The sequence below is a fragment of the Mesorhizobium terrae genome, from assembly GCF_008727715.1.
In the GTDB taxonomy this organism is placed as follows: Bacteria; Pseudomonadota; Alphaproteobacteria; order Rhizobiales; family Rhizobiaceae; genus Mesorhizobium; species Mesorhizobium terrae.
Genome location: NZ_CP044218.1, coordinates 5,676,268 through 5,699,876, shown reverse-complemented (window position 1 = coordinate 5,699,876; position 23,609 = coordinate 5,676,268). Strand labels below are relative to the sequence as shown.

25 protein-coding genes are annotated in these 23,609 nt (G+C 64.6%); 16 read left to right on the top strand and 9 right to left on the bottom strand.

All coding sequences use genetic code 11. From position 1 onward, the window contains the following. Window positions 1-73 precede the first annotated feature (73 nt). Window positions 74-340 carry a hypothetical protein gene (locus FZF13_RS29185; protein ID WP_024926657.1) on the top strand — a complete coding sequence of 89 codons (267 nt, stop codon included), beginning with the start codon at window positions 74-76 and terminating at the stop codon, window positions 338-340. Between the two features lie 53 nt (window positions 341-393). Here FZF13_RS29185 and FZF13_RS28565 read toward each other — a convergent pair whose 3' ends face one another. After that, complete coding sequence (locus tag FZF13_RS28565; RefSeq protein ID WP_137901186.1) at window positions 394-867, bottom strand: hypothetical protein; 474 nt, start codon at window positions 865-867, stop codon at window positions 394-396. Between the two features lie 84 nt (window positions 868-951). Here FZF13_RS28565 and FZF13_RS28560 point away from each other — a divergent pair, with 84 nt between their 5' ends. The 3 genes from FZF13_RS28560 (at window position 952) to FZF13_RS28550 (ending at window position 4,276) form a co-directional block, all read left to right on the top strand. Beyond that, complete coding sequence (locus FZF13_RS28560; RefSeq protein ID WP_024926659.1) at window positions 952-1,923, top strand: L-threonylcarbamoyladenylate synthase; 972 nt, start codon at window positions 952-954, stop codon at window positions 1,921-1,923. A 173-nt stretch (window positions 1,924-2,096) separates the two neighbouring features. Beyond that, window positions 2,097-3,527, top strand: a complete 1,431-nt coding sequence (locus FZF13_RS28555) for an FAD-binding oxidoreductase (RefSeq protein WP_024926660.1) — start codon at window positions 2,097-2,099, stop codon at window positions 3,525-3,527. A gap of 182 nt (window positions 3,528-3,709) precedes the next feature. Next, on the top strand, window positions 3,710-4,276 hold the full coding sequence (locus FZF13_RS28550) for a DUF6101 family protein (RefSeq protein ID WP_024926661.1): 567 nt from the start codon (window positions 3,710-3,712) through the stop codon (window positions 4,274-4,276). A gap of 86 nt (window positions 4,277-4,362) precedes the next feature. Here FZF13_RS28550 and ubiA read toward each other — a convergent pair whose 3' ends face one another. Both ubiA and FZF13_RS28540 read right to left on the bottom strand, forming a co-directional pair. Further along, complete coding sequence (gene ubiA / locus FZF13_RS28545; RefSeq protein WP_024926662.1) at window positions 4,363-5,346, bottom strand: 4-hydroxybenzoate octaprenyltransferase; 984 nt, start codon at window positions 5,344-5,346, stop codon at window positions 4,363-4,365. Between the two features lie 103 nt (window positions 5,347-5,449). Next, window positions 5,450-5,989 carry a GNAT family N-acetyltransferase gene (locus tag FZF13_RS28540; RefSeq protein ID WP_024926663.1) on the bottom strand — a complete coding sequence of 180 codons (540 nt, stop codon included), beginning with the start codon at window positions 5,987-5,989 and terminating at the stop codon, window positions 5,450-5,452. A 150-nt stretch (window positions 5,990-6,139) separates the two neighbouring features. On the opposite strand from FZF13_RS28540, the gene purD reads away from it, so the two are divergent. Both purD and arsC read left to right on the top strand, forming a co-directional pair. Then, complete coding sequence (purD, locus tag FZF13_RS28535) at window positions 6,140-7,417, top strand: phosphoribosylamine--glycine ligase (RefSeq protein ID WP_024926664.1); 1,278 nt, start codon at window positions 6,140-6,142, stop codon at window positions 7,415-7,417. Continuing rightward, on the top strand, window positions 7,414-7,827 hold the full coding sequence (gene arsC, locus FZF13_RS28530) for an arsenate reductase (glutaredoxin) (protein WP_024926665.1): 414 nt from the start codon (window positions 7,414-7,416) through the stop codon (window positions 7,825-7,827). The genes purD and arsC overlap by 4 nt, the downstream gene beginning before the upstream one ends. Window positions 7,828-7,859: 32 nt before the next feature. Here arsC and FZF13_RS28525 read toward each other — a convergent pair whose 3' ends face one another. Further along, window positions 7,860-9,053: a glycoside hydrolase family 25 protein gene (locus FZF13_RS28525; protein WP_036254933.1), complete on the bottom strand. Its 1,194-nt coding sequence runs from the start codon at window positions 9,051-9,053 to the stop codon at window positions 7,860-7,862. A gap of 632 nt (window positions 9,054-9,685) precedes the next feature. Further along, window positions 9,686-9,904 (bottom strand): hypothetical protein, encoded by a 219-nt coding sequence (locus tag FZF13_RS28520; RefSeq protein WP_024926667.1) that lies wholly within the window; start codon window positions 9,902-9,904, stop codon window positions 9,686-9,688. Between the two features lie 262 nt (window positions 9,905-10,166). Between FZF13_RS28520 and FZF13_RS28515 the strand changes: the two genes are divergently transcribed. Next, window positions 10,167-10,445, top strand: a complete 279-nt coding sequence (locus tag FZF13_RS28515; protein ID WP_024926668.1) for a metal/formaldehyde-sensitive transcriptional repressor — start codon at window positions 10,167-10,169, stop codon at window positions 10,443-10,445. A 10-nt stretch (window positions 10,446-10,455) separates the two neighbouring features. Further along, window positions 10,456-11,679: a CDF family Co(II)/Ni(II) efflux transporter DmeF gene (gene dmeF, locus FZF13_RS28510; RefSeq protein ID WP_024926669.1), complete on the top strand. Its 1,224-nt coding sequence runs from the start codon at window positions 10,456-10,458 to the stop codon at window positions 11,677-11,679. 51 nt (window positions 11,680-11,730) lie between these two features. On the opposite strand, the gene FZF13_RS28505 is transcribed toward dmeF, so the two are convergent. Further along, window positions 11,731-12,135, bottom strand: coding sequence for a GFA family protein (locus FZF13_RS28505; protein WP_081766976.1), 405 nt, complete (start codon window positions 12,133-12,135; stop codon window positions 11,731-11,733). 425 nt (window positions 12,136-12,560) lie between these two features. Between FZF13_RS28505 and FZF13_RS28500 the strand changes: the two genes are divergently transcribed. Both FZF13_RS28500 and FZF13_RS28495 read left to right on the top strand, forming a co-directional pair. Continuing rightward, a complete protein-coding gene (locus FZF13_RS28500) occupies window positions 12,561-14,333 on the top strand; it encodes an acyl-CoA dehydrogenase family protein (RefSeq protein ID WP_024926671.1) in 1,773 nt (590 codons plus the stop codon). Between the two features lie 26 nt (window positions 14,334-14,359). Next, window positions 14,360-15,109: a crotonase/enoyl-CoA hydratase family protein gene (locus tag FZF13_RS28495; protein ID WP_024926672.1), complete on the top strand. Its 750-nt coding sequence runs from the start codon at window positions 14,360-14,362 to the stop codon at window positions 15,107-15,109. Between the two features lie 74 nt (window positions 15,110-15,183). On the opposite strand, the gene FZF13_RS28490 is transcribed toward FZF13_RS28495, so the two are convergent. From FZF13_RS28490 to pdxH, 3 genes are all read right to left on the bottom strand, one after another. Continuing rightward, window positions 15,184-15,648: a BA14K family protein gene (locus FZF13_RS28490; RefSeq protein ID WP_373426395.1), complete on the bottom strand. Its 465-nt coding sequence runs from the start codon at window positions 15,646-15,648 to the stop codon at window positions 15,184-15,186. A gap of 151 nt (window positions 15,649-15,799) precedes the next feature. Then, window positions 15,800-17,185, bottom strand: coding sequence for a serine hydrolase (locus tag FZF13_RS28485; protein WP_024926673.1), 1,386 nt, complete (start codon window positions 17,183-17,185; stop codon window positions 15,800-15,802). Window positions 17,186-17,255: 70 nt separating this feature from the next. Beyond that, complete coding sequence (pdxH, locus tag FZF13_RS28480) at window positions 17,256-17,873, bottom strand: pyridoxamine 5'-phosphate oxidase (RefSeq protein ID WP_024926674.1); 618 nt, start codon at window positions 17,871-17,873, stop codon at window positions 17,256-17,258. Between the two features lie 37 nt (window positions 17,874-17,910). Between pdxH and FZF13_RS28475 the strand changes: the two genes are divergently transcribed. The 6 genes from FZF13_RS28475 (at window position 17,911) to FZF13_RS28450 (ending at window position 23,568) form a co-directional block, all read left to right on the top strand. Continuing rightward, entirely contained in the window at window positions 17,911-18,381 is a 471-nt protein-coding gene (locus FZF13_RS28475) for an RT0821/Lpp0805 family surface protein (RefSeq protein ID WP_024926675.1), read from the top strand. A gap of 95 nt (window positions 18,382-18,476) precedes the next feature. After that, window positions 18,477-19,415, top strand: coding sequence for a DnaJ C-terminal domain-containing protein (locus FZF13_RS28470; RefSeq protein WP_024926676.1), 939 nt, complete (start codon window positions 18,477-18,479; stop codon window positions 19,413-19,415). Between the two features lie 118 nt (window positions 19,416-19,533). Continuing rightward, a complete protein-coding gene (locus FZF13_RS28465; protein ID WP_024926677.1) occupies window positions 19,534-19,995 on the top strand; it encodes a GNAT family N-acetyltransferase in 462 nt (153 codons plus the stop codon). 176 nt (window positions 19,996-20,171) lie between these two features. After that, window positions 20,172-20,990: an enoyl-ACP reductase FabI gene (fabI, locus tag FZF13_RS28460; RefSeq protein WP_024926678.1), complete on the top strand. Its 819-nt coding sequence runs from the start codon at window positions 20,172-20,174 to the stop codon at window positions 20,988-20,990. 84 nt (window positions 20,991-21,074) lie between these two features. Beyond that, the gene (locus FZF13_RS28455; protein WP_024926679.1) at window positions 21,075-21,665 is read left to right on the top strand and encodes a histidine phosphatase family protein; all 591 of its coding nucleotides are present in this window, start codon (window positions 21,075-21,077) and stop codon (window positions 21,663-21,665) included. 109 nt (window positions 21,666-21,774) lie between these two features. After that, the gene (locus tag FZF13_RS28450) at window positions 21,775-23,568 is read left to right on the top strand and encodes a diguanylate cyclase (protein ID WP_024926680.1); all 1,794 of its coding nucleotides are present in this window, start codon (window positions 21,775-21,777) and stop codon (window positions 23,566-23,568) included. The last annotated feature ends 41 nt before the right edge of the window (window positions 23,569-23,609 follow it).

Genomic DNA, 23,609 nt, shown 5'->3' with positions numbered 1-23,609 from the left:
CGGCTTACAGTCATATGGCGATGATGTCGGCGTGGGACATTTCGGGTGTTCACTCGAACCCACGGAGGCTTTCATGACATTCGTTGCCGAACCTGAATTGCTGGACGATATCCTGGCCTCTGACGAGGCGCTGCTCGAAGCCACGCCGGAACACGAACTGGCCGGCCGCGACGACGATGAAGTGGTGATGTCCGACGACGAGGACGATCACGACGACGAAGAAGCGGAAGACGAGGACGAAGAAGGCGAAGACACCGAGGACGGCGAGGAAACCGCCGAGGACGAAGAAGAAACCGACCACGAAGACGATGGCGAGGAAGAAGCCAAGGCCGCGGCCTGAAGCTTTTCGCCGGGGCAGGGCGGCGATGCCGCCTTGCCGCTCTGATGGTTTGTTTAACGCAGCGCTTCCGGCTTGAGTTTGCCGGAAGCCGGCAGTTTTCCATCGGCCTTGGCCGGAATTGGTTTGGCGGCGTTCGTGCTTTGGGCCACGGCCGGTTTCGTCATATGGCGCGGCAGCGCGCTGCCCACCACACCGTCTCGGATTACCATCGGCGCGCTTTCGGGTCCGCGATCGACCGGAATGGCCGAGACTGTCTCGCCAGTAACGGGCGGTTGCGCCTCGCCCATAGAAATCACTGACGAAAGCGTCGCCTGTTGCCCATCAATGCCGACGAAGAGCACCGACGGGGTCGAGGCTGGTTTTTCTTCCTTGAAATAGACGAGCGACGATGCCTGCGCGGCGCCTGCCGTGCAAACCATGAAGACCGCGATCGCGACGCTGCGCATATTGAACCCCCGCCCATACCCAATGCCTGCCATGAGCATAAAGCAGGCACCTTGATGCCGGCTTTCGCCGATCCTTTGCATTTTAGCGGTCGGCGTTTTCGCGGCCAAAGGCTTGCCGGGCGCGGCCAGCCGTATTACGCAGCCGCCTCGAAGAAGGTTCGAAACATGGCTGAAATCCTTGCCGTCCGCGATGCGATGGAACAGGCGCTGGCATTGCTCAACGCCGGCGCGGTCGTAGCCATCCCGACCGAGACTGTCTACGGCCTCGCCGGCGATGCCACCAATGGCGCGGCCGTCACCCGCATCTTCGAGGCCAAGGGCCGGCCGCGCTTCAACCCGCTGATCGCTCATGTCGCCGATATCGCCATGGCCGAACGCATCGCCGGTTTCGACCCGCTGTCGCGCAAACTCGCCGAAGCCTTCTGGCCGGGCCCGCTTACCCTCGTCTTGCCGCTGCGCGAAGGCGCCGGCATTCATCCCCTGGTCACCGCCGGGCTGGACACCGTCGCGCTGCGTATGCCGAAAGGTTTTGGCGGCGAGCTGATCGGCCGGCTCGGCCGGCCGCTGGCAGCGCCCTCGGCCAATTCCTCGGGCCGCATAAGCGCCACCACCGCTGAGGCGGTCGCTGCCGATCTCGGCCCGCGTATCAAGCTGGTCGTCGATGGCGGCGCCACGCCGGTCGGGCTGGAATCGACCATCGTCAAGGTCGATGCCGACGGACTGCATCTTCTGCGGCCGGGCGGCATCGCCGCCGCCGATATCGAGGCGATAGCCGGCGTGCGGCTGCGGCGCGGCGCCACCGGCATCCAGGCGCCGGGCATGCTTGCCTCGCACTATGCGCCGCGCGCGGCGATGCGGCTGGATGCCGGCGAGGTGCGGGCTGGCGAGGCGCTGCTCGCCTTCGGCCCGGCGCGTGCCGAAGGCTGGCGGGATGCTGTTGCGATAAAAAACCTGTCGGAGCGCGGCGACCTTGCGGAGGCAGCGGCCAATTTGTTCTCCTTCATGCAGGAACTCGACCGCTCAAAGGTAGCGGCCATAGCGGTCGAGCCGGTGCCGTTCGACGGTCTTGGCGAGGCGATTAACGACCGGCTTGCCCGCGCGGCCGCTCCGCGCGACGAACCGCTCGCCGGAGCCTAGGGCGCCGCGCGTCGTCACGGTTTGCTGGGGACGCTGCAACGCCTCGCCCTGGCGCATCATCCTTTCCGGAAATCGGGCCTGATTTTACGGTCGCGTGCTGGACGACATCGCACCGGCTGGGCCAAGATGCGGCTGCTTCCCGTTTCGATCCGTTTGGAATTTTGTCCCGCCCGATGACCGATACGCTTTCCCAACCGTCCGCCGATCTTGTCCAGCGTTTCGCCGCCATCGTCGGTGACCGCTACGCCCTGCGTGATCAGGCCAACATCGCCCCGTATCTCGCCGAGCGCCGCGGCCTGTGGCATGGCCGCACCTCGCTGGTGCTGCGCCCCGGCAGCGTCGAAGAAGTCAGCCGCGTCATGCGGCTAGCCACCGAAACGCGCACGCCGGTCGTCCCGCAGAGCGGCAACACCGGCCTTGTCGGCGCGCAGGTGCCGGACGCCTCGGGCCATCAGATCGTTCTGTCGCTGTCCAGGCTAAATCGTATCCGCGAGATCGACGTCAGATCGAACACAGCTACCGTCGAGGCCGGTGTCATCCTGCAGGTGCTGCAGGAAGCGGCCGACGCCGCCGACCGGCTATTTCCGCTGTCGCTGGCCGCCCAGGGCTCGTGCCAGATCGGCGGCAATCTTTCTTCCAATGCCGGCGGCACCGGCGTGCTTGCCTATGGCAACGCGCGTGAACTCTGCCTCGGTGTCGAGGTGGTGCTGCCGACCGGTGAGATTTTCGACGACCTGCGCAAGCTGAAGAAGGACAACACCGGCTACGATCTGAAGAACCTGTTCGTCGGCGCCGAAGGCACGCTGGGTGTCATCACCGCCGCCGTCATGAAACTGTTTCCCAAGCCGAAGGGCAGGGAGGTCGCCTTTGTCGGTCTGCCGTCGCCGGAAGCAGCCCTTGCTTTGTTCAGTCTCGCCGAGGACCATGCCGGCCCGGCGCTGACCGCCTTCGAGCTGATCGCCAGGACGCCCTATGATTTCACGCTGCGCCACGGCGCCGGCGTCACCCGGCCACTGGCCGACGACTGGCCCTGGTATGTGCTGATGCAGGTTTCGTCCGGTCGCTCCGCTGAGGATGCCAGGGCGTTGATCGAAGATATCCTGTCGGAAGGGTTGGAAAAGGGCCTGGCCGACGACGCCGTCATCGCGGCCAGCCTTTCCCAGGCCGATGCCTTCTGGAATTTCCGCGAAACCCTGCCGGAAACGCAGAAGGCGGAAGGCGCTTCCATCAAGCACGACATATCGGTGCCGATCGCCACGATCCCGACCTTCATCGAGCGCGCGGCGAAGGCGGTCGCCTCGGTCAGCGCCGGCGCTCGCATCGTCTGCTTCGGCCACATGGGCGACGGCAACCTGCACTACAACATCTCGCGTCCGCTGGATGGCGACGATGAGGCCTTCCTCGATCTCTACAAGCCCATGAACAAGGCCGTGCACGATGTCGTGCGTTCGCTGAACGGCTCCATCTCGGCCGAGCACGGCATCGGCCAGTTGAAGCGCGACGAACTGATCGCCACTGCGCCGCCGATGGCCATCGACCTGATGCGCCGGGTAAAGGCCGCCTTCGATCCGGCAGGCATCATGAATCCCGGCAAGGTTATCTGATCCTTTCAAAGCATAGTTCTTGGTTGCAATCCGATAACCATCTGTCAGATCAGCAAAATTTAACCGACTTTCTTAAGCGGGGCGGTAAGGCGCCAGCGCTAGTCTCTTCCCATAACGAGGCGGGAAAACCCGCACGGAGATGACCGGGAACCCGGCTCTCAGGAGAGACAGGAAGGCATTTCATGAACACCGGACTGAAGCCAGTCTGGGCTGGGCGCAATATGCGCCTCGACCCATTTCGCCTGCCGCAGATGGTCAGCTACGCCGCCCGCGACGACGTCGGCGACATCACGCTCACCATCGACCGGCGCGGTGCCATCATGCGCCGCACGCTGCAGATGAGCGGCATGCCGGTGGTCATCGCCCTGCCGGCGCGCGCGTTCCGTGGCGTTGCCGCTCGCGCCATGGAAGATGAGGACGGCAATGTCACGGTGACGCTGGAGCTTTTGCACAGCGATCCGATGCTGTCGGTGCCGCTGCTGGTCGCCGACGACCTCGACGATATCGCGGCCGACTGGCGCGCCTGGGCCGAAGCCTTCGGCCTGCCGATGCTGCTGATCGAGGCGGACGGTGTCGCCCGCACGCTGGAGGAATCGCTCGGCGCCGCCATCAAGACGCAGCCGCCGCGCGATCGTCGCAAGGGCCGCATCTCCACCACGCGCCGCCCGCGCTTCCTGGCCCGCCGCCGCACCGGCGATCTGGGTCTCAGGCTGGTTATCGGCGGCGAGGAGATCATCGCCCGCCAGTAGGGACTTGCCCGTCCGGAGCATGAAAAGCCGGGCGACCGGCTTTTCGAGTTTCCAGCGCCTCGAACTCTCGCGCGGTGCGCCTTCGCTTACATCAGCGGCTTCACTGCCACCCAGATGGCGCCGCCGATCAGGCCAAGGAAGATCAGCCAGCCGACCTGGTTGTTCGACTTGAACAGCTTCAGGCATTGGTCCGGATTGTCGATGTCCAGCGTGATGATCTGGCGAGCCATATGCGCGCCGGCTGCGATCAGGCCGGCGAGCGCCACCACCGGTGCCTGCGCCGAGGCAAAGGCGACGGCGAAACACATCAGCGCGCCGGCATAGAGGCCGACCAGCCAGGATTTGGTGTTGTCGCCGAACAGCCGGGCGGTGGAGCGCACGCCGACGATGGCGTCGTCTTCCTTGTCCTGGTGGGCGTAGATCGTGTCGTAGCCAATCACCCACAGGATGGAGCCGATATAGAGCAGGAAGGCCGGCGCATCGAGGTCGGCGAATTCGCTGGCCCAGCCCATCAGCGCGCCCCAGGAAAAGGCGAGACCAAGCACGAATTGCGGCCAGTTGGTGAAGCGCTTCATGAACGGGTAGACCGCGACGACGGCCAGCGAGCAGACCCCGAGCAGGATGGCGAAGCCGTTGAACTGCAGTAGCACCACCAGCCCGACCAGCGCCTGCAGCACCAGGAATATCCAGGCCTGCCGACGGCTGACCTTGCCCGACGGCAGCGGGCGCGAGCGGGTGCGCTCGACCTGGTTGTCGATGTCCTCGTCGACGATGTCGTTGTAGGTGCAGCCGGCACCGCGCATGGCGATGGCGCCGAGCAGGAACAGGATCAGCGTCGACGGCAGCGGCAGGAGCGACAGCAGCGTGTCGTCGACGCGCGCATAGGCGCTGGCGGCAAGTGCCGCCGACCACCAGCACGGCCACAAAAGCAGCTGCCAGCCGATCGGTCGGTCCCAGCGGGCGAGCTGGGCATAGGGCCACAGCCAGCGCGGCAGAACGCGGTAGACCCAGTGCCCGCTCGGCGCGTCGGCGACGCGGCCCTGAGCCGATTTCGACTGTATGGTTTCCATTGGCTTGGAGTGACAGGCTGCCGCGCGGGCGTCAAGCAGACACGATGTCTCGGCGGCCTGGCGCCACTCACATTAACCGTGCCCCGCCGGTCGGGCCCAAGCTTCACCGCCTGAAGGGCAGATACCAGAACAGCGCGATCTCGCGCGTGTCGGGACAGAGCCCCCGGTAGAAGAAGCGGTCGAACCCGCCGAGCTCGAAGCCCTGGCGTTCGTAGAAGCGGCAGGCGTTCAGGTTGTTGTTCTGCGTTTCAAGCGTCAGTCCGGGCAGGCCATCGGCCTCCGCCCAGGCCTTGGCCTGCTCGAACAGCCTGCCGCCGATGCCGCTGCCACGATGGGCGCTGTCGACGCCGAAGTCGTCGAGCAGGCCATAAGCGTTCCAGTTGCGCGTCACCGAAAGCCGCCCGATCGGCCGATTATCGAGCAGGGCGACGAACAGCGCGCTGTCTTCGTCCCATTCCTGCTCCTCGTCCTCCTCTTCCAGCTCGTCATAGGTTTTCACATAGGGCTCGACCGGAATGCGTTGCCATTCGGCCACCGGCCGGCCAAAGGCCGGTTCGTAATAGGCGTCGACCCTGAAGCTGAAATCGGCCTTGCCGGCCGCGGCGAAAAGCAGAGGATGGGCACGTTCGATGGTGATCGGCATGGCTTTCCCTTCTTGTCGTCGATCCCAGATAGGCCGGCGGTGGGCGCCCGACAATGCCGTTGCGGTTGAAAGGCGCCATCTTGCCTTGACCTGCCGCGCCATCGCCAATAGCCAGAGCCGGGCGATATGGGTGAGCGCGAGGTATTCGGCATGAAAGTTCTTCTCCTCGGTTCCGGCGGCCGCGAACATGCGCTGGCCTGGAAGCTCGCCGCCTCGCCACTCCTGACCAAGCTCTACGCAGCACCCGGCAATCCCGGCATCGCCCAACAGGCCGAACTGGTCGCGCTCGACATTTCCAACCATGTCGCCGTCGCCGGCTTCTGCCGCGACATGAAGATCGATCTCGTCGTCGTCGGCCCTGAAGCGCCGCTGGTGGCGGGCATCGCCGACGATTTGCGCGCTGCCGGCATCCGCGTGTTCGGACCGTCCAAGGCGGCGGCCAGGCTGGAGGGCTCGAAAGGCTTCACCAAGGACCTGTGCGCCCGCTTTGATATTCCGACCGCCGCCTATGGCCGCTTCGACAATCTGGCGGCCGCGCGCGCCTATGTCGAAAAGGTCGGCGCGCCGATCGTCATCAAGGCCGACGGGCTGGCCGCCGGCAAGGGCGTGACCGTCGCCATGACGCTGGCCGAGGCGCTGGATGGGCTGAATGCCTGTTTCGACGGCTCCTTCGGCAGCGCTGGCGCCGAAGTCGTGGTCGAGGAATTCCTGACCGGCGAGGAGGCGAGCTTCTTCTGCCTGTGCGACGGCACCACGGCGCTGCCTTTTGGCACCGCGCAGGACCACAAGCGTGTCGGCGACGGCGATATTGGACCCAACACCGGCGGCATGGGCGCCTATTCGCCGGCGCCGGTGATGACGCCTGAAATAATCGAGCGCACCATGCGCGAGATCATCGAGCCGACCATGCGCGGTATGGCCGAACTCGGCTCGCCCTTCGCCGGCGTTTTGTTCGCCGGGCTGATGATCGACGAGAACGGTCCCAAACTGATCGAATACAATACTCGCTTCGGCGATCCGGAATGCCAGGTCTTGATGATGCGGCTGAAGGACGATCTGCTGGTCCTTCTCAATGCCGCGGCCGACGGCCAGCTTTCGCATATGTCGGTGCGCTGGCGGGACGAAGCGGCGCTCACCGTCGTCATGGCCGCCCAGGGTTATCCCGGCGCGCCGGAAAAGGGCTCGGTCATCCGCGGCATCGATGGCGAGCGGGGCGATGGTACCCAGATCTTCCACGCTGGCACCGCCATCAATGCCGGTGCGCTGGTCGCCAATGGCGGCCGCGTGCTCAATGTCACGGCCACCGGCGCGACGGTCGGCGAAGCGCAGCGTCAGGCCTATGCCGCCGTCGATCGCATCGACTGGCCGCAGGGCTTCTGCCGCCGCGACATCGGATGGCGGGCGGTCGAGCGAGAAGCGGGACGATGAGCATCATCATCTACCACAATCCCGACTGCGGCACCTCGCGCAACGCGCTGGCCATGATCCGCGCCTCCGGCGAGGAACCCGAGATCATCGAATATCTGAAGACGCCGCCCTCGCGCGGCAGGCTGGTCGAGCTGATCCGGCAGATGGGCATGACGCCCCGCCAGATGTTGCGCCAGAAAGACACGCCGTACACCGAGCTTCGCCTCTACGATCCAAGATGGAGCGACGAGGAGCTCCTCAATTTCATGATGGAGCACCCGATCCTCATCAACCGGCCGATCGTGGTGACGGAAAAGGGCGCGGTGCTGGCCAGGCCCTCGGAGCGGGTGCTGGAAGTGCTGGCCAATCCCGACATCGGCGACTTCATCAAGGAAGACGGCGAAGTGGTGCGCGCGCCGGTTCGGCGCTGAGCTTTCCGCCCGGACCTTCCGTGTCGCACAGGTCAGCGTCCGGCGAAGGGCAGGGCGGGTGCGGGTTTCGGGCCGATCGAACCGGTGGTGACGGGGTCTATGCCCACCGGCGGGGCAGCCTCGGAGACGAGGGCGGGATGGATGCGCTGGCGCATCTCCGCGACATAGCCAGCGATGCCGCGCAGCGGGTTGGACAGCCTGTTGGCCGCCACAAGCGGCGGCTTGCGGAAGCCGTCCCGGAAGGATGTCCAGCGCGCCTTCAGCACGGCGACCAGTTCATCCAGCGTCGGCGGGGCGGCAACGGCAGCATAGGTGAGCCTTTCGCCGCGCAGCCCAGCCTCGCGTGACAGCGGCACCGGCACGCTGGCCAGATAATCGGCCGGTACGTCGATCAGGCCGCCGAACGGCCATTGCCGGCGCAGTTCGCCGGCATCCATGGGCGCCACATTGACGTCGATGTCCATCGGCGTTCCCGCCGGTCGGTAGGGGCAGGCGACACGGCCGCAATTGGCCTGGGCGGCGAATTGCCAGAGCGCGTAGCCGTTCCAGTGGCCTTTCGGGAACGAGGCGCCGACTTCCGGCTTGTAGCGCGCGTACCAGAGCGGCAGGCGCGACAAGAGTCGGTAGCGGTAGCGGTTGGCGGCGATGTGGCTGGCCGTCACCTCATTGGTGTAGAGGATCGGGAAACGGCCGACGCGGCGGTGCACCTGCCGCACGAATTCCTCGGCGTCGTCCAGTGACATCCATTTCTGCGGGTCGTTGTCCTCGATGTCGATGGCCAGAAGATCGTCGGGGCTGGGATCGGCGAAATCGACGAAACTATCGGCCTGTTCGACCGGGTTGCCCGGCCGCGCCAGATGATAGGCGCCCCATTGCAGGCCGAGCGCCCGTGCCACCACCTTGCGCGTCTGGAACAGTTCGCGTGCCACCGCGTGGCGTTTCCACAACGCCTTGCACAGCCGCTGCTCGGTGTCGGTGCCGCCGCATGCATAAGGTGGCGGCAGCCCGTCGGAGGCCTTGTTGATGAAGCCGACAATGCGCTTGTCGGAGGCAAGCGCCGGCCAGTCGATGGGGTTGTATTCATAAGCGTCGATGACGAGTGCCCGGTCGTCCTTCTTCCATGGTTCGGAGAAGTCGGATGCCGCACCGGCACCAGTGCCCGCCACCAGGCCCGCTGCCAGCGTCAGGATGCGGTGGAACTGTCGCGTGCGGCCTTTCAAGAGCATATCCCGCTGACTGAGGGTTGATCCTGAACCGGCATGGTTAACGAAGGGTTTTTCGCCATGGCACGCGCGGAAACGTTCCCGCGCCATGGGCCGGGTTTTGAAGCGGGGCGCCGGCAAAGTGTGGATGGGAGGCCGGCGATTTTTCTCGGTCGTTTCGGCTAATGCCTTGATCGCGGTGGGGTGTTTTTCAAGCCAGGTGTGGAAGTGGGGCGGGGATGTTTACGTCGGGCGGGGGCGTCTGATCTCGGGATGGGGGCAACATCTTTTGCTCGTCATTCCCGACCTCGTGAGGGAGCGGAGCGACCGGAGAGTGTCGGGAATCCATGCCGTGACTAACGCGCCGCGAACACGTGCGAAACCGGGCGCGGGAACGTCGCGTTCCCCCATCCCCTGTTCTGAAAGGGTTCCATTACGGAAATGTTCCGGCATGGGTTCCCGACACTCTCCGCTCCCTGCGGTCGCTCACGAGGTCAGGAATGACGGAGCTTCACGGGGTGTGCCAAATACCTCGAAGGGTGCATGGCGGGATCGACCGGTGCTCGTGCCGTCTTTAGCGGCGCCGTATGCGGAAGACGAGTGGCGCGACCTATCCGTCCGTCATTCCCGACCGCGCGAGGGAGTGGAGCGACCGCCTAGAATTCAAACGGGTCGGGCGCCGGCTTGTCGCGCAGCGTTCCCTCGGCCTGGCGCCGCTTGTGATGGGCGAGCGAGCAGCGCGGCGAGCACAACACGCCGCGGTCTGACCAATAGGCCGCGCCATGCTCGATCCTGCCCTCGTGATAGTGAAACCCGTCGGCGCGGTAAGGCAGCCCGCATTCGATGCAGCGGAAGGTTTCAGGTCTGGCCAGCATTTTTTGAGGTGCTCCTTTGTTGTGTTCCTTACACCTGTTGGGACAAAAAGGTGAGCGTCAAAAAGCGCGACCCGCAGGGGTACTGCGCCTTGATCGCCTCAATATCTTGCCCGAGCCAGGCGGCTTATTCGTAAGGGCAAGCGCCTGTGCGGCTGCTGGCGCTCTTCAAAAACACAGCGACATCCCAAATGAATCCGGCTTTCCCACACTTCGCTCGACCGTATCTTGTATAGGATAACCCCCTATGCTATAGGATTGCCCTATGAGCCATACGACTCGAGAAAAGCAGCAGCTGTTGGCCCGCGTGCGCCGCATCCGCGGCCAGGTGGATGCGATCGAGCGGGCGCTGGACACCGAGGCCGGCTGCGAGAAGGTGATGCACCTTCTGGCAAGCACCCGTGCGGCGATGTCCGGGCTGATGTGCGAGGTGATCGAAGGCCATGTGCGCACGCATCTGGTCGACGAGGAGCGATATCCCGGCGCGCTCAACCATGACGGCGCCGAGGAACTCCTGGCGGTGGTGCGTACCTATTTGAAGTAGGGTTGTTCAAATGACCAATCTCGAAGTCTCTGCCGCCGGGCACAGCCACGTCTTCCTTGGCGAAGGCCATGAACATGCCGAACGCCGGACCTGGATCGTCATCTGGCTGTGCGCGGCGATGATGGCGCTGGAAATCGTCGGCGGCGTGCTGTTCGGCTCGATCGCCTTGGTTGCCGACGGCCTGCATATGAGCACCCATGCCGGCGCGCTGCTGCTGGCCGCTCTTGCCTACAGCTATGCCCGCCGGCATGCGCGCGATGCCCGCTTCACCTTCGGCACCGGCAAGCTCGGTGACCTCGCCGGTTTCACCAGCGCCGTCATCCTGGCGATGATTTCGATCCTGATCGCCTATGAGGCGGTCAGCCGCCTGGTCGCGCCCGTTCCCATCCATTTCGCCGAGGCCATTCCGATCGCCGTCCTCGGGCTGGCCGTGAACGTCGTTTCCGCCCTGGTGCTGGCGAGCGGCGGCCACCACCACCATGGCCACGGCCATCACCATGATGGGCATGGACACGACGAGGAGCACCGCATCGCGACACCGCATGGCATCGTGCTGCTCAGCGTGTTCGAGACGAACCATCCGCCAGTCTTCCGCGTCAAGGCGAATGGGGCTGACGCGTCGTCCATCACGGTCGAGACCGTGCGGCCGGACGGCGCGCGCCAGACCTTCCGCATGGAAGACCATGGCGATTATCTGCAAAGCGCCGAGGAGATTCCCGAACCGCACGCCTTCACCGCCCGCGTCACCATCGATGGTGCGGATTACCCGATCCTGTTCGAGGAGCACGAACACGGTCACGGCAGCACCGCGCATCGCGACAACAACATGCGCGCCGCCGTGGTGCACGTCATGGCCGATGCCGCCGTCTCGGTGCTGGTCATCGTCGGCCTTTTGCTGGCGCGTGCCTTCGGCTGGCTGTGGATGGATCCCGTGGCGGGCATTGTCGGCGCGCTTGTCATCGCCAGCTGGTCCTACGGCCTGATCCGGGACACGGGGTCGATCCTCTTGGACATGAACCCGGACAAGGATGTCACCGAAGGCGTGCGCAAGGCGGTGGAGCAGGATGGCGATCACCTGACCGACCTGCATGTCTGGCGTCTCGGCCCGGGGCATCTCGGCGCCATCGTCTCGGTGGAGACGAACAGCGAGCGCGGGGTCGATTTCTATCGCGACCGGCTTCGCCGCTTCGGTTCGCTCTCCCATGTCACCATCGAGGTGCAGCGGGCCGCCTGAGCGGCCCTCAAGCTCGTCTCGATCCGCTTTTGGCTGCGCGGTATCAAGTCTTCAGGCTGGGTCTTTCGTATAGTCAGGCCCAACACGTGTCGGCAGGCCGTCGCCGAGTTTCAGCCAAGGGAGCTTCTCCTCGAAAGCGACATGCAGCGTCGGCGCGAATTTTTCCGGCTCCTCCATCGCCGCCGCGAAAAAATGCATGACGTTGGACATCTTCCTTGAGCGGAAGGACAGCGGCGTGCCGCAGTGGTCGCAAAATGTTCTTTCCACGCCGGGAGAAGAGTTGAACACCTTTGGCAGCTTGCTCAGCCATCGCCATTGGCCGTCCAGGACGCCAATGTAGGCGGTCATCGGCGCAGAACATTGCCGTCGGCAACTTTCACAATGACAGACCACGCAGGCCTGGGCCGGACCATCGACTTCGAAAGCAATGGTGCCGCATAGGCAATGACCACGCATACGAATTCTCCTTCAGGCAACAGACGCAGCCTAGTGCCGGGGCGGATGGGCGTCGCCAGGAAATGCGCCGAACTGGCGCTCAATCCCGACATTCGGCGCCGGCGATTGTGAGCGCGTTTGCGGGGCGTTGGCTCCAAGCTGACCTCATCCGCGCCTTCTTGTCGAACATGGCCTCGGCGACCATCGGATCGTCGTTTCGCTTTTATGAGTCCTCAACCCGAAGGCTGCATCGCGATCCCAGCGGCTAAATCGACGTGACGATCGCCCAGCCATGAAACCTCTCCGGCCATCGTCAAAATCCGCGTGACAAAGTTTGACGTTTACGTAAAAGTAGTTCGAACGAGCGTGGCGTGGCGAGATGGCGGTTGCCATGCGGTGGCGCCTCGCGGCAGGATCGGCCCTGCATCGGAGGAGGAGTTCAAGGCATGTATCGGGCACCGGTCGCGGATATCGCCTTCACGCTGAAACATGTCGCCGGCCTGAGGCCCGCGCTCGAGGCGGGCGTCTTCGGCGATCTCGGCGAGGATCTGGTCGACGCGGTGCTGGAGGAGGCCGGCCGCTTCGCGACGGAGGAGGTGGCGCCGCTCTACCAGATCGGCGACGAGACCGGCGCGGTGTTGAAGGATGCCGCCGTCACCATGCCGCCCGGCTGGAAGGATCTTTACCGGCGCTGGATCGAAGGCGGCTGGAACGGCCTGTCCGGGCCCGAGGAATTCGGCGGCCAGGCGCTGCCCAACATGCTGGGCGTTGCAGCACTGGAAATGTGGAACTCCGCCGCCATGGCCTTCGGTCTCGGACCGACGCTGACCATGGGTGCGGTGGAGGCACTGCACAAGCATGCCTCCGACGACCTCAAGGCCAAATACCTAGCCAAGCTGGTATCAGGCGAATGGATGGGCACCATGAACCTGACCGAGCCGCAGGCCGGTTCAGACCTTGCCGCGCTGCGCAGCCGCGCCGAGCCCGCCGGCGACGGCACCTACCGCATCTTCGGCCAGAAGATCTTCATCACCTATGGCGAGCACGATTTCACCGACAACATCGTACATCTGGTGCTGGCGCGGCTGCCTGACGCACCGGCCGGCACGCGCGGTATCTCCCTGTTCCTGGTGCCAAAATTCCTGGTCGGCGACGATGGCGCGCTCGGCGCTCGCAACGACGTGTTCTGCTCCGGCATCGAGCACAAGCTCGGCATCCATGCCTCGCCCACCTGCACCATGATCTATGGCGACGGCTTCGGTGGCACCAAGCCCGGCGCCATCGGCTGGCTGGTCGGCCAGGAGAACAAGGGCCTGGCCTGCATGTTCACCATGATGAACAACGCTCGCCTCGCCGTCGGCATGCAGGGCGTGGCGGTGGCCGAGGCCGCTTATCAGAAGGCGCTGGCCTATGCCAATGAGCGCCGGCAGGGCAAGGCGGCCGATTATACCTGCGAGGGCATGGCGCCGATCGTCCACCATGCCGACGTGCAGCGCAATTTGCTGACCATGAAGGCGCTGACTGAGATCGCGCGCTCGATCAGCTATTGCTGCGCCCACGCGCTCGACATGGCGCATGCCGCCGAGGGCGATGCGGCTTGCCACTGGCAGGACCGCGCCAATCTCCTGACCCCGCTGGCCAAAGCCTTTTCCACCGATACCGGCGTCGATGTCGCCTCGATCGGCGTGCAGATCCATGGCGGCATGGGTTTCATCGAGGAGACGGGCGCGGCCGCCTATTATCGCGACGCCCGCATCGCGCCCATCTACGAGGGCACAAACGGCATCCAGGCGATCGACCTGGTGGCTCGCAAGCTGCCGCTCGGCGGCGGCGCCCACATCCACGGCTATATCGACGAGCTGAAGGCGGTGGCGGCCGAGATCCGCACCTCGAACCTTCCCGGTTTCGGCCGCAGCGCCGACCTGCTCGACCGCGCGCTGGCCGACGTCGTCGAGGCGACGCGCTTCCTGCAGGCGTGCACCGCCGATGGCGGCATGGAGACGGCGCTGGCGGGTGCCACGCCTTATCTGCGGCTGGTTTCACTCGCCGCCGGCGGCGCCTATCTGGCGCGCGGCGGGCTGGCCGGGGCCGAGCCGCGCATCGCGCTTTGTCGGTTCTTCGCTGAAAACCTGTTGGGCGAGACCGCAGCACTCAAGGACCGCGTCGTCGGCGGCGCCGACAGCCTGGCCGCCGCCGCCCGGGCGCTGGTCACGGCCTGAGCATTCTAGGAAAGAGGATTTCATTCGTGACCGACCAGATCATCGTCGAGCGCCGCGGCGCCGTTCAGATCATCCGCATGAACCGCCCCGACAAGAAAAACGCGCTAACCCGCGCCATGTACCTGGCGATGCTGGCGGCGCTGACCGAGGCGGATGCCGACCCGGCGATCCGCGTCAGCGTCTTCCTCGGCGTGCCCGGCGCCTTCTCGGCCGGCAACGACATGGCCGATTTCCTGGCCATGGCGACCGGTGGCGATGGTGGCCGCGACGTGTGGGATTTCCTGCATGTGCTGGCGAAATTCGGCAAGCCGCTGCTGTCGGGCGTCGATGGTATCGCGGTCGGCATCGGCACCACGCTCAATTTGCACTGCGACCTGACTTTCGCCACGCCGCGCACGGTCTTCCGCACGCCTTTCGTCGATCTCGGCCTGGTGCCGGAAGCGGCCTCCAGCCTGATCGTGCCGCGCATCGTCGGCCGCCAGGATGCCTTCGCGTTACTGGCGCTGGGCGAGGGGTTCTCCGCCGAGCGCGCCAAGGCGGCGGGGCTGATCTATGAGATCGTCGCGGAAGACGCGCTGGAGGCCACGGTGCTGGCCAAGGCCGAGGAGATCGCGGCCAAGCCGCCACAAGCCCTGCGGATCGCGCGCGATCTTCTCTTGGGCAGACGCGACGAGGTTGTCGCCCGCATAGACGAGGAGGGCCGGCATTTCGCCGAACGCCTGAAATCCGACGAGGCGCGCGCCGCCTTCGTCGCCTTCATGAACCGCAAGAAATAACCCCGCCGGAGCGGGGTCGTTCGCCTGGTCGGCTATCAGAACGGCGCGTCCATGGGGACGCGCCGTTTCGGCATTCAGCGCATGTAGGGCGAGATGCATTCGCGACGGATGTTGCCGGAGGCTAGGTAGCTATTGTCGGACGCGCGATAGGACCGGTAGCGGTCGTAGCACCAGCGGACATGCGCGTCGCTGAGCCGGTAGGCGCGGCGATAGACCGGTGGCGGGGGCGGCGGCGAAGCGAGCGCACCGCCGATGATGGCGCCGGCCATGAAGGCCGCCGGGGGGAACCACCAGCCGTTGTACTGGCGCCAGCCCGGCCGGCCGTAGCGATAGCCGCGATGGCCGTTAAAATAATAGAAGCCGCGGTCGTTGTAGAAACCGCGCCGGTACAGGACGGGCATGATTTCGGCCGTGCCGGTAGCAACGGCGGGCCTTGGCATCGGCGCCGCCACCCCGGGAGCGATGGAAGCGGCGACGGTCGTCAACAAGGTGGCGGCCGCGCAGCAGGCGGAAACGAACTTCTTCATAGGGTTCCTCATCTCGGTTGATACACCCCGGACGCGAGCGAGTATCCCGGCGGATCGGTGAACCGAAACTGAACGCCCCGATTAAATCTCTGTAACGTTAGAACATCCTGAAATGGCGGCGCGGCCCGGATACGAAGGTCGTGCCGCAAGGGTTCTCGACCGTCTAGTCGATCCTTTTCGCCGGACTGGAGGCGCCGTTCTGGTGCAGGACAAGACGCGTGGCCTTGCCGTCGCCATTGGCATCGAAACTGATCTGGGCGTTGAGGACCTTGAGGAAGAAATTGCGCTCGTTTTCCGGGAATATCTCGAAACGCTCCTGCCCGGTCGCCTGGACGTACAGTCTGTCATTGTCGCGGGTGACGGTGAGGATAAAATCCGGCGCCAGCTGGTAGCGCCCGATATAGCGGTCGTAGAGAGCGGGATCGACGGCGGCAGCCACCCGCACCTTTGGCGCCTCGGCAAGTTTCGATTTCGGGTTGAGCAGATGGCGACCGATGTCGTCGATGCCCAGTTCGGTCGACGTGTTGGACAAGACGACGACACCCACCTTGGCCTTGGCCAGGAAGCCGATGAACGACCGGTAGCCGCCGGTGCCACCATTGTGCCAGATCATCTCGTCTTGGCCGGCCTTGGCGATGAACCAGCCGAGGCCGGTGTCCTCGCCGCCGCCGATGGCCTGGCGCTCGCTCAAGGCAAGCCGGAAAGCCGGCGTCAAAGGCGAGCTTTGCCCGTCCATCGCCGCCTTGAGGACGGTCAGCATGTCGTTGGCGCTCGAATTGAGCGCGCCGAGGCCGGGCAACGTCGGCATGTGCCAGTTGGGCGCTTTGTCGAGCGCCTGGTCGTGACCGGGCGTCTGGCGCGCCTGCTGTACCGGCGAAAGCGAGACGACGGTGTTTTGCAGGCCGAGCGGCGTGGCGATGCGGTCGCGGATCAGGCTCGCATAATCGGCGCCGGTATGTTGTGCCAGCACATGGCCGAGCAGGCCGTAGCCGAGGTTGGAATATTCGAATTTGCTACCGATATCGCGCGTCAGCGTGTAGCCCGAGAGGAAGCCGTAGAGCTGGTCGACGGTGTAGTCCGCATAAGGATCGCCACCGTCCTTGGGCGCGAAATTATCCGGCAGGCGCGGCAGGCCGGACATGTGGGTGGCGAGATCGCGCAGGGTGATCTTGCGGCCCCCGCGCTCTGGCATGGTGACGCCAGCGGGCAGGTATTTGGCGACGGGATCGTCGAGCGACACTTCGCCCTGCGTCGCCATCTCTGCCAGCGCCAGCGCGGTGAAAACCTTGGTGACGGAACCGATCTCGAAGATGGTGTAGCCGTCGACCGCGCGCGCATCGTCGGCGCCAAAGCGGCCATGCGCGACGATGCGCCGGCCGTTGGCGTCGATAACGCCGACGACGATGCCGAGGCTCTGTTTTTCGATGTCGATGCGCTGTTGAAGGATACGGTGGATTTCAGGATCAGGCGGGATGGGGGAGGGTTCTTCGGCCTTGGCGCTGATTTGCGCGGCGATCGCGAGCAGGCCTCCGAGAAGCAGACGCAGCATTTTTTCTCCTGTCACCCCAGTCCGGGCGGATATGGTGACAGGCTGCTGCGTCCGCAATAGGCGCGGCGGGTTACGGATAGAGGCGCGTCTTGTCCCAGCCTCCTTCGGCGTTGCGGCTGAAGACCATGCGGTCATGCAAGCGGAACGGCCGGTCGTGCCAGAACTCGATGCTCTGCGGCACGATGCGGAAGCCGGACCAGTGCTTGGGTCGCGGAATGTCGCCGATGGCGTAGCGGGCAGTGTATTCGGCCACCGCTTTTTCCAACGCGAAACGGCTTTCCAAAGGCCGCGACTGCTTCGAGGCCCAGGCGCCGATGCGGCTGCCGCGCGGGCGCGTCGCGTAATAGGCGTCGGCCTCGGCGTCGGTGACGATCTCGACCGGGCCTCGTATGCGCACCTGGCGGCGCAGCGATTTCCAGTGGAAACACATCGCCGCCTTCATGCTGCCCAGAATCTCGCGGCCCTTGGCGCTTTCGAAATTGGTGTAGAAGACAAAGCCGTGTTCGTCGAAACCCTTGAGCAAAACCATGCGCACGTCGGGCATGCCGTCGGCATCGACGGTTGCCAGCGCCACGCCATTGGGGTCGTTGGGCTCGGATTTCGAGGCGTCTTCGAGCCAGGTGGCGAACAACCGGAAAGGCTCCGCGCTCTCCGTGAAGTCACCTGTTGTTAACACTGTCTCGTTCATAGTTTTTCCGATTTGAAGCTGGCCGAGGAATTGCCGATTGTCGCGCATCGCGCACCATTTTGACAGCCGGCCAGTGGGCACTTTCCTTTCGTCCTGTCTCAGGGCGGCGACGCCATGCGCGCTGCTTTTGCTCGCCGGTTGCGGCGCCGGCGGCTTCAGCCTGGAAAAGGCCGAGGTCGACCGCTCAATCGTGACCGGCTCGATCGCCAAGACCGCGACGCCCGATACAGCCGATGCCGGCATGGCCTCCGACCAGGAGACGATACGCAACGCCGCCTCTTCTGCAGACGTGCAAGGGCTGGCCGGCCAGGCAGTGCCTTGGGCGAATACCACCACCGGCTCGCGCGGCGCCATCACCCAGATGGCCGAAACAGGCGACGCCGTGAGCGGCCGCTGCCGCCGCTTCGACGTGTCGCGCGAAAGCTATGACGGGGTCGCCATGTACAAGGGCAGCGTCTGCATGACCGGCGCCGGCATCTGGCAGATGCAGGATTTCAAGGCGCTCTGATTTTCCGCTTTCCATGTCATGGCTACTGGAATTTCTTCCTATCAGGGCGCATATAGTGGGCAACTCTAAATTTACCTATTCCATGAGCAGGATTGATGCGCGACCCCTATGAGGTGCTGGGAGTTGCCAGGAACGCTTCGTCCAAGGACATCAAGTCGGCGTTTCGGAAACTCGCCAAGAAGCACCACCCGGACCAGAATCCCGACGATCCCAAGGCCAAGGATCGTTTCGCCGCGGCCAACCAGGCCTATGAGATTCTCGGCGACGAGAAGGCGCGCGCCGCTTTCGATCGCGGCGAGATCGACGCCGACGGCAAGCCGCGCTTCCAGGGTTTCGAGGGGGGCGCCGGCGGCGACCCGTTCGCCGGCTTCCGCCGCCAGCAGGGAGCGGGCGGTCCCCATTTCGAGTTCCGCTCGTCCGGCGGCACCCCGTTCGGCGAAGGCGCCGGCGACATTTTCAGCCAGATTTTCGGCGATGCCTTCAGCCAGCAGCGCCCCGGCGCCGCCGGCGGTGGTCAGGGCGGCGAGCGCCGTCGGCAGGCGCCGGCCGGCGCCGACATCAATGTGGTCCTCGACGTCACCATCGAGGAAGCCGCCACTGCGGAGAAGGTCACCGCCATGTTCCCCGGCGGCCGCAAGGTCGCGGTGAAGCTGCCCAGTTTCGTCGAGGACGGCCAGACCATCCGGCTGAAGGGGCAGGGCGAGCAGGGTTATGGCGAACCCGGCGACGCGCTGGTCAAGATCAGGTTCCGCCGTCATGCACGTTACCGCGTCGAGGGCCGCGACCTGCACGCCGATCTGCCGGTGGCGCTGCGCGACGCCGTGCTTGGCGCCAAGCTGGCGGTGGAGACACCGACCGGGCGCATCGCGCTCAACGTGCCGGCCTGGTCGAGTTCCGACAAGGTGCTGCGCATCAAGGGGCGCGGGCTGCCGGAAAAGGCCGGCGGCCATGGCGACCTCTATGCCCATGTCCGCATCATGCTGCCGGAGAGCGGCGATCCGGAACTGGAAGCGTTGGTCAAAAAGCAGAACTGAAGCGTCCTTGCCGTTTTGGCGAAATCTGGCCCAAGATATTGGATCAGTCGATCCATTGTCGTCATCGGCGCGGTGAAGCTAGGAATGCCGCAGTCCATCAAAACAGCGGCCTTCAAAAATGTCCTCTCAGATCATCGTCCGTCCCGTCGCCCGCCAGGATTTCGAGGGCTGGCTGCCGCTCTGGACCGGTTATAACGCTTTTTACGGACGGTCTGGACCGACGGCGCTGCCCGATGCGGTGACACAGACGACCTGGTCGCGTTTCTTCGATGCCTATGAGCCCGTGCACGCGCTGGTCGCCGAAAACGAAGGCCGTCTGGTCGGGCTGGTGCATTATATCTTCCATCGCTCGACCAATGCGATCGCGCCGAACTGCTATCTGCAGGATCTGTTCACCGCGCAGGATGTGCGCGGCAAGGGCGTCGGCAAGGCGCTGATCGAGGGCGTCTACGACCGCGCCCGCCAGGCCGAGTCGTTGCGTGTCTACTGGCATACGCACGAGACCAACCACACCGCGATGCGGCTCTACGATCAGGTCGCCGAGCGCTCCGGCTTCGTGGTTTACCGCCGGCTTTTCTGATCCCGGCCTGTCCCCTGCACGCCGGCTAAACGGGCCTGCAGGCCTGCAGTCGGCTTGGTTCGCGCCGCGAGCGGCCGAAAACCAATGCCTTGGCCGCATGCCATCATCGCTTGAAGGTGCAAAGCGCCTGTGCGATAGGGCACATCAAAGCAGAACAGTATGCGGAGAGCGCTCATATGGTGGGTGGACAGGGCCTGATGGCCGGCAAGCGCGGCCTTATCCTCGGTGTGGCCAACAACCGTTCGATTGCCTATGGCATCGCCAAGGCCTGCGTCGACCACGGCGCCCAGGTGGCTTTGACGTATCAGGGTGAAGCCTTCAAGAAGCGCGTCGAGCCGCTGGCGGCGGAACTCGGCGCCCATGTCGTCGGCCATTGCGATGTCACCGATCCGGAGAGCCTGGACACGGTGTTCGACAATGTCTCCAAGCTGTGGGGCGGGCTCGACTTCCTGGTGCACGCCATCGCCTTCTCCGACAAGGAGGAGCTGACCGGCCGCTATGTCGAGACTTCGCGCGACAATTTCCTGCGCACCATGGACATTTCGGTGTTCTCCTTCACTACCATCGCCAAGCGCGCCGAGCCGCTGATGACCAATGGCGGCTCGCTGCTGACGCTGACCTATTACGGCGCCGAGAAGGTGATGCCGCATTACAACGTCATGGGCGTGGCCAAAGCGGCGCTGGAAGCCTCGGTGCGGTACCTGGCGGTCGACCTCGGCTCGAAGGGCATCCGCGTCAACGCCATTTCCGCCGGCCCGATCAAGACGCTTGCCGCTTCCGGCATCGGCGACTTCCGCTACATCCTCAAGTGGAACGAATACAATGCGCCGCTGAAGCGCACGGTATCGCCCGAGGAAGTCGGCGATTCGGGCCTGTATTTCCTGTCGGACCTTTCGCGTGGCGTTACCGGCGAGGTCCATCACGTCGATTCGGGCTATCATGTCGTCGGCATGAAGGCGGTCGACGCGCCCGATATTTCCGTTCTCAAGGACTGAGGCCGGCTACGGGGCGGCCGTCAACGGCCGCGCCCGGTCTTGTCGCCTCGGTTTTCCAACGCCCGTCCGGAGTTTTCGCGCACCATGCCTGCGCTTATCTATGTCGTGCGCCACGGCCAGACGGATTGGAATGCCGAGCAGCGTCTGCAGGGGCAGGCTGACACCGACTTGAACGCCACCGGGCGTCGGCAGGCGAGCGCGAACGGCGTCAAGCTTGCCGCATTGATCGGCGACGCCAAGGGCGCGTTCGACTATGTGTCGAGCCCGATGCGCCGCACCTGCGAGACGATGCAGCTGATGCGAGCCGCCATGGGGCTCGATCCCGCCGGCTATCGTACCGACCCGCGACTGGTCGAGCTCAATTTCGGCGACTGGCAGGGTTTTACCTATCCCGAGCTGGAACGGCGGTTCCCGGGTGCTAGCCAGGCGCGGGCGCTGGATAAATGGGACTTCACGCCGCCGGGCGCCGGCGCCGAGAGCTACCAGACGCTTCTGTCGAGAATCCAGCCGGCCTTCCAGGCCATGCAGCGCGACACGGTCTGCGTCACCCATGGCGGTGTCATACGTTGCCTGTTCCGGATGATCGCTGGCTGTTCGAAGGATGAGGCGGCTGCGCTCGAAATCCCGCAGGACCGTGTCCTGAAAATATCGGGCCGCCGCCTGGAGTGGCTCTAGGCCATAAAACGAGAGGGCTTCCGACGCCGCATGTAGTTCGATTGCATCGCGGTGGAGATGCCCGTTTCTCCTTAATCCTCCTTCAAACAGCGGCTGGCAGTATAAGAGGATGAGAATAACCTCCATCACCAACTGGGCCTACGGCATCACGGTCATCCTGACCGCGCTGTCCGGTGGCGCCTTCATGATGTCTTCGCGCAGCGCCCTCCAGGAACGCGCCGCGGTCGAGGAGCATCTGACGCTCGACACGCTGGCCGAGGAACTGGCGCTTGGAGCCGAGTTTGGAAGTGACGAGGCGCGGCTCTACGTGATGCGCGGCGATGAGCGCTACCTCAAGGAGTTTCAGGCGCAGGAGAACTCGGAGCGGAACGTCGAGGCCACAGCAACCAGGCTGGCCGGCAAGGGGCTGGCGCCGGGCGAGGCGGAAGCGCTGAAAGCGGTCGTCCGGGACGCGGATGCGCTGGACAAGATCGAACAGACCGCGGTCGAGGCCTTCCAGCGCGGAGACAAGATCGCCGCCCAGGAAGGCCTGTTTGGGGCCGAATACGAGCGGGTCCAGAAGGCGCTTCTCCAGACGGTCGCGCATTTTCGCGACCTGACGGGCGCGCGCACTGGAGCGCAGCTCGAAGCCGCGCGGGACCGCAGCAACTGGTGGAGCCTTGTCGCAAAGGTCATGCTGGCGGCTACCGGCGCGCTGTTTTTGGCCGTGCTTTATTTCGTTCTGAGGCGAAGGGTGGTGAAGCCGCTCATGCAGATGACCGGGATCGTCAGCCGGCTCGCCAAACAGGACTACACGGTCGAGATGCCGGTCGAGCGGCGCGCCGACGAGATCGGCGAGATGAACGATGCGATAGGGATATTCCGCACGAATCTCATCGAGCGGGAGCGGCTGGATGCCGAGCGTAGGGCCGACCAGCGCACCAAAGACATGATCCTGCAGATGATGCATCGGGTGCAGGCATGCCAGAACCAGGGAGAGCTTGCCGAGGTCGTGGTTCGTTTCATTCCCGAGATATTCCCCGACTTCGCCGGCGGCCTCTATATCCTCAACGATAGCAAGACGGCACTGATACGCGCCGGCGCATGGCTCGAACCGCAACGTTCGTTGGCGGCGTTTCCCGCCTCTGCCTGTTGGGGGCTTCGTCGTGGCCGTTCTCACGAAAGCGGGGCGAATGGCGCTGACGTTCCATGCCGACACCTCGATGCGTCGGGCGCGACCGCGCTCTGCATGCCGTTGACAGCCCAGGGAGACATGATCGGCCTTCTCTACCAGGAAGAGTGTGGAGAGAAAGCGCTCGGGTTCGCCGGTGCCAGGCTCTATCTCGAGCTGATCGCGGAAAATGTCGGCCTAGCGATCGCAAACCTGCAATTGCGGGAAAAACTGATCGAGCTGGCCGTGCGCGATCCTCTCACCGGCCTATTCAATCGTCGCTTCCTGGATGAAACCTTGCAGCTGCACCGGCAGGATCGCAGCGGCGAGCAGCTCGCTTGCCTGATGGTCGATATCGATCATTTCAAGCGCTTCAATGACGAGTTCGGCCACGACGCGGGAGATCTGGTCATGCAGTATGTCGGGCAGACATTGCGAGAGACGGTGGGTACAGCCGGCAGTGCCTACCGTTTCGGCGGTGAGGAATTCACCGTGCTCCTGCCCGGGCTTGACGAACAGGAAGCTTCGGAGCTCGCGGACGCGCTGCGGCAGAAAATCGGTGGCGCCACGCTCTCCCATTCCGGCCGGGTTCTGGGCGCGGTGTCAACGTCCATCGGCGTTGCAACAGCCCCGCTGAATGGCTCGATCGAAACGCTCGTTACACGTGCCGATGCAGCCTTGCTCCAGGCAAAGGCCGCGGGTCGCAACAGGACGGTGGTGGCAAGCCAGATCAAAAGCTCGGCGCTGCTGTGAAAACGGATACCGCACGACCAGCATCGCAACCGAGATCGTCA

Excerpts from the sequence above, each read along its gene's own strand:
- FZF13_RS28505 (WP_081766976.1), bottom strand. The coding sequence starts at position 12,135 with ATGCGTGGTCATTGCCTATGCGGCACCATTGCTTTCGAAGTCGATGGT.
- purD (WP_024926664.1), top strand. The coding sequence starts at position 6,140 with ATGAAAGTTCTTCTCCTCGGTTCCGGCGGCCGCGAACATGCGCTGGCC.
- FZF13_RS28450 (WP_024926680.1), top strand. The coding sequence starts at position 21,775 with ATGAGAATAACCTCCATCACCAACTGGGCCTACGGCATCACGGTCATC.
- FZF13_RS28465 (WP_024926677.1), top strand. The coding sequence starts at position 19,534 with ATGTCCTCTCAGATCATCGTCCGTCCCGTCGCCCGCCAGGATTTCGAG.
- FZF13_RS28540 (WP_024926663.1), bottom strand. The coding sequence starts at position 5,989 with ATGCCGATCACCATCGAACGTGCCCATCCTCTGCTTTTCGCCGCGGCC.
- FZF13_RS28550 (WP_024926661.1), top strand. The coding sequence starts at position 3,710 with ATGAACACCGGACTGAAGCCAGTCTGGGCTGGGCGCAATATGCGCCTC.
- arsC (WP_024926665.1), top strand. The coding sequence starts at position 7,414 with ATGAGCATCATCATCTACCACAATCCCGACTGCGGCACCTCGCGCAAC.
- FZF13_RS28490 (WP_373426395.1), bottom strand. The coding sequence starts at position 15,648 with ATGAGGAACCCTATGAAGAAGTTCGTTTCCGCCTGCTGCGCGGCCGCC.
- ubiA (WP_024926662.1), bottom strand. The coding sequence starts at position 5,346 with ATGGAAACCATACAGTCGAAATCGGCTCAGGGCCGCGTCGCCGACGCG.
- dmeF (WP_024926669.1), top strand. The coding sequence starts at position 10,456 with ATGACCAATCTCGAAGTCTCTGCCGCCGGGCACAGCCACGTCTTCCTT.
- FZF13_RS28560 (WP_024926659.1), top strand. The coding sequence starts at position 952 with ATGGCTGAAATCCTTGCCGTCCGCGATGCGATGGAACAGGCGCTGGCA.
- FZF13_RS28485 (WP_024926673.1), bottom strand. The coding sequence starts at position 17,185 with ATGCTGCGTCTGCTTCTCGGAGGCCTGCTCGCGATCGCCGCGCAAATC.
- FZF13_RS28515 (WP_024926668.1), top strand. The coding sequence starts at position 10,167 with ATGAGCCATACGACTCGAGAAAAGCAGCAGCTGTTGGCCCGCGTGCGC.
- pdxH (WP_024926674.1), bottom strand. The coding sequence starts at position 17,873 with ATGAACGAGACAGTGTTAACAACAGGTGACTTCACGGAGAGCGCGGAG.
- FZF13_RS28455 (WP_024926679.1), top strand. The coding sequence starts at position 21,075 with ATGCCTGCGCTTATCTATGTCGTGCGCCACGGCCAGACGGATTGGAAT.
- FZF13_RS28555 (WP_024926660.1), top strand. The coding sequence starts at position 2,097 with ATGACCGATACGCTTTCCCAACCGTCCGCCGATCTTGTCCAGCGTTTC.
- FZF13_RS28470 (WP_024926676.1), top strand. The coding sequence starts at position 18,477 with ATGCGCGACCCCTATGAGGTGCTGGGAGTTGCCAGGAACGCTTCGTCC.
- FZF13_RS28525 (WP_036254933.1), bottom strand. The coding sequence starts at position 9,053 with ATGCTCTTGAAAGGCCGCACGCGACAGTTCCACCGCATCCTGACGCTG.
- FZF13_RS28500 (WP_024926671.1), top strand. The coding sequence starts at position 12,561 with ATGTATCGGGCACCGGTCGCGGATATCGCCTTCACGCTGAAACATGTC.
- fabI (WP_024926678.1), top strand. The coding sequence starts at position 20,172 with ATGGTGGGTGGACAGGGCCTGATGGCCGGCAAGCGCGGCCTTATCCTC.
- FZF13_RS29185 (WP_024926657.1), top strand. The coding sequence starts at position 74 with ATGACATTCGTTGCCGAACCTGAATTGCTGGACGATATCCTGGCCTCT.
- FZF13_RS28565 (WP_137901186.1), bottom strand. The coding sequence starts at position 867 with ATGCAAAGGATCGGCGAAAGCCGGCATCAAGGTGCCTGCTTTATGCTC.
- FZF13_RS28520 (WP_024926667.1), bottom strand. The coding sequence starts at position 9,904 with ATGCTGGCCAGACCTGAAACCTTCCGCTGCATCGAATGCGGGCTGCCT.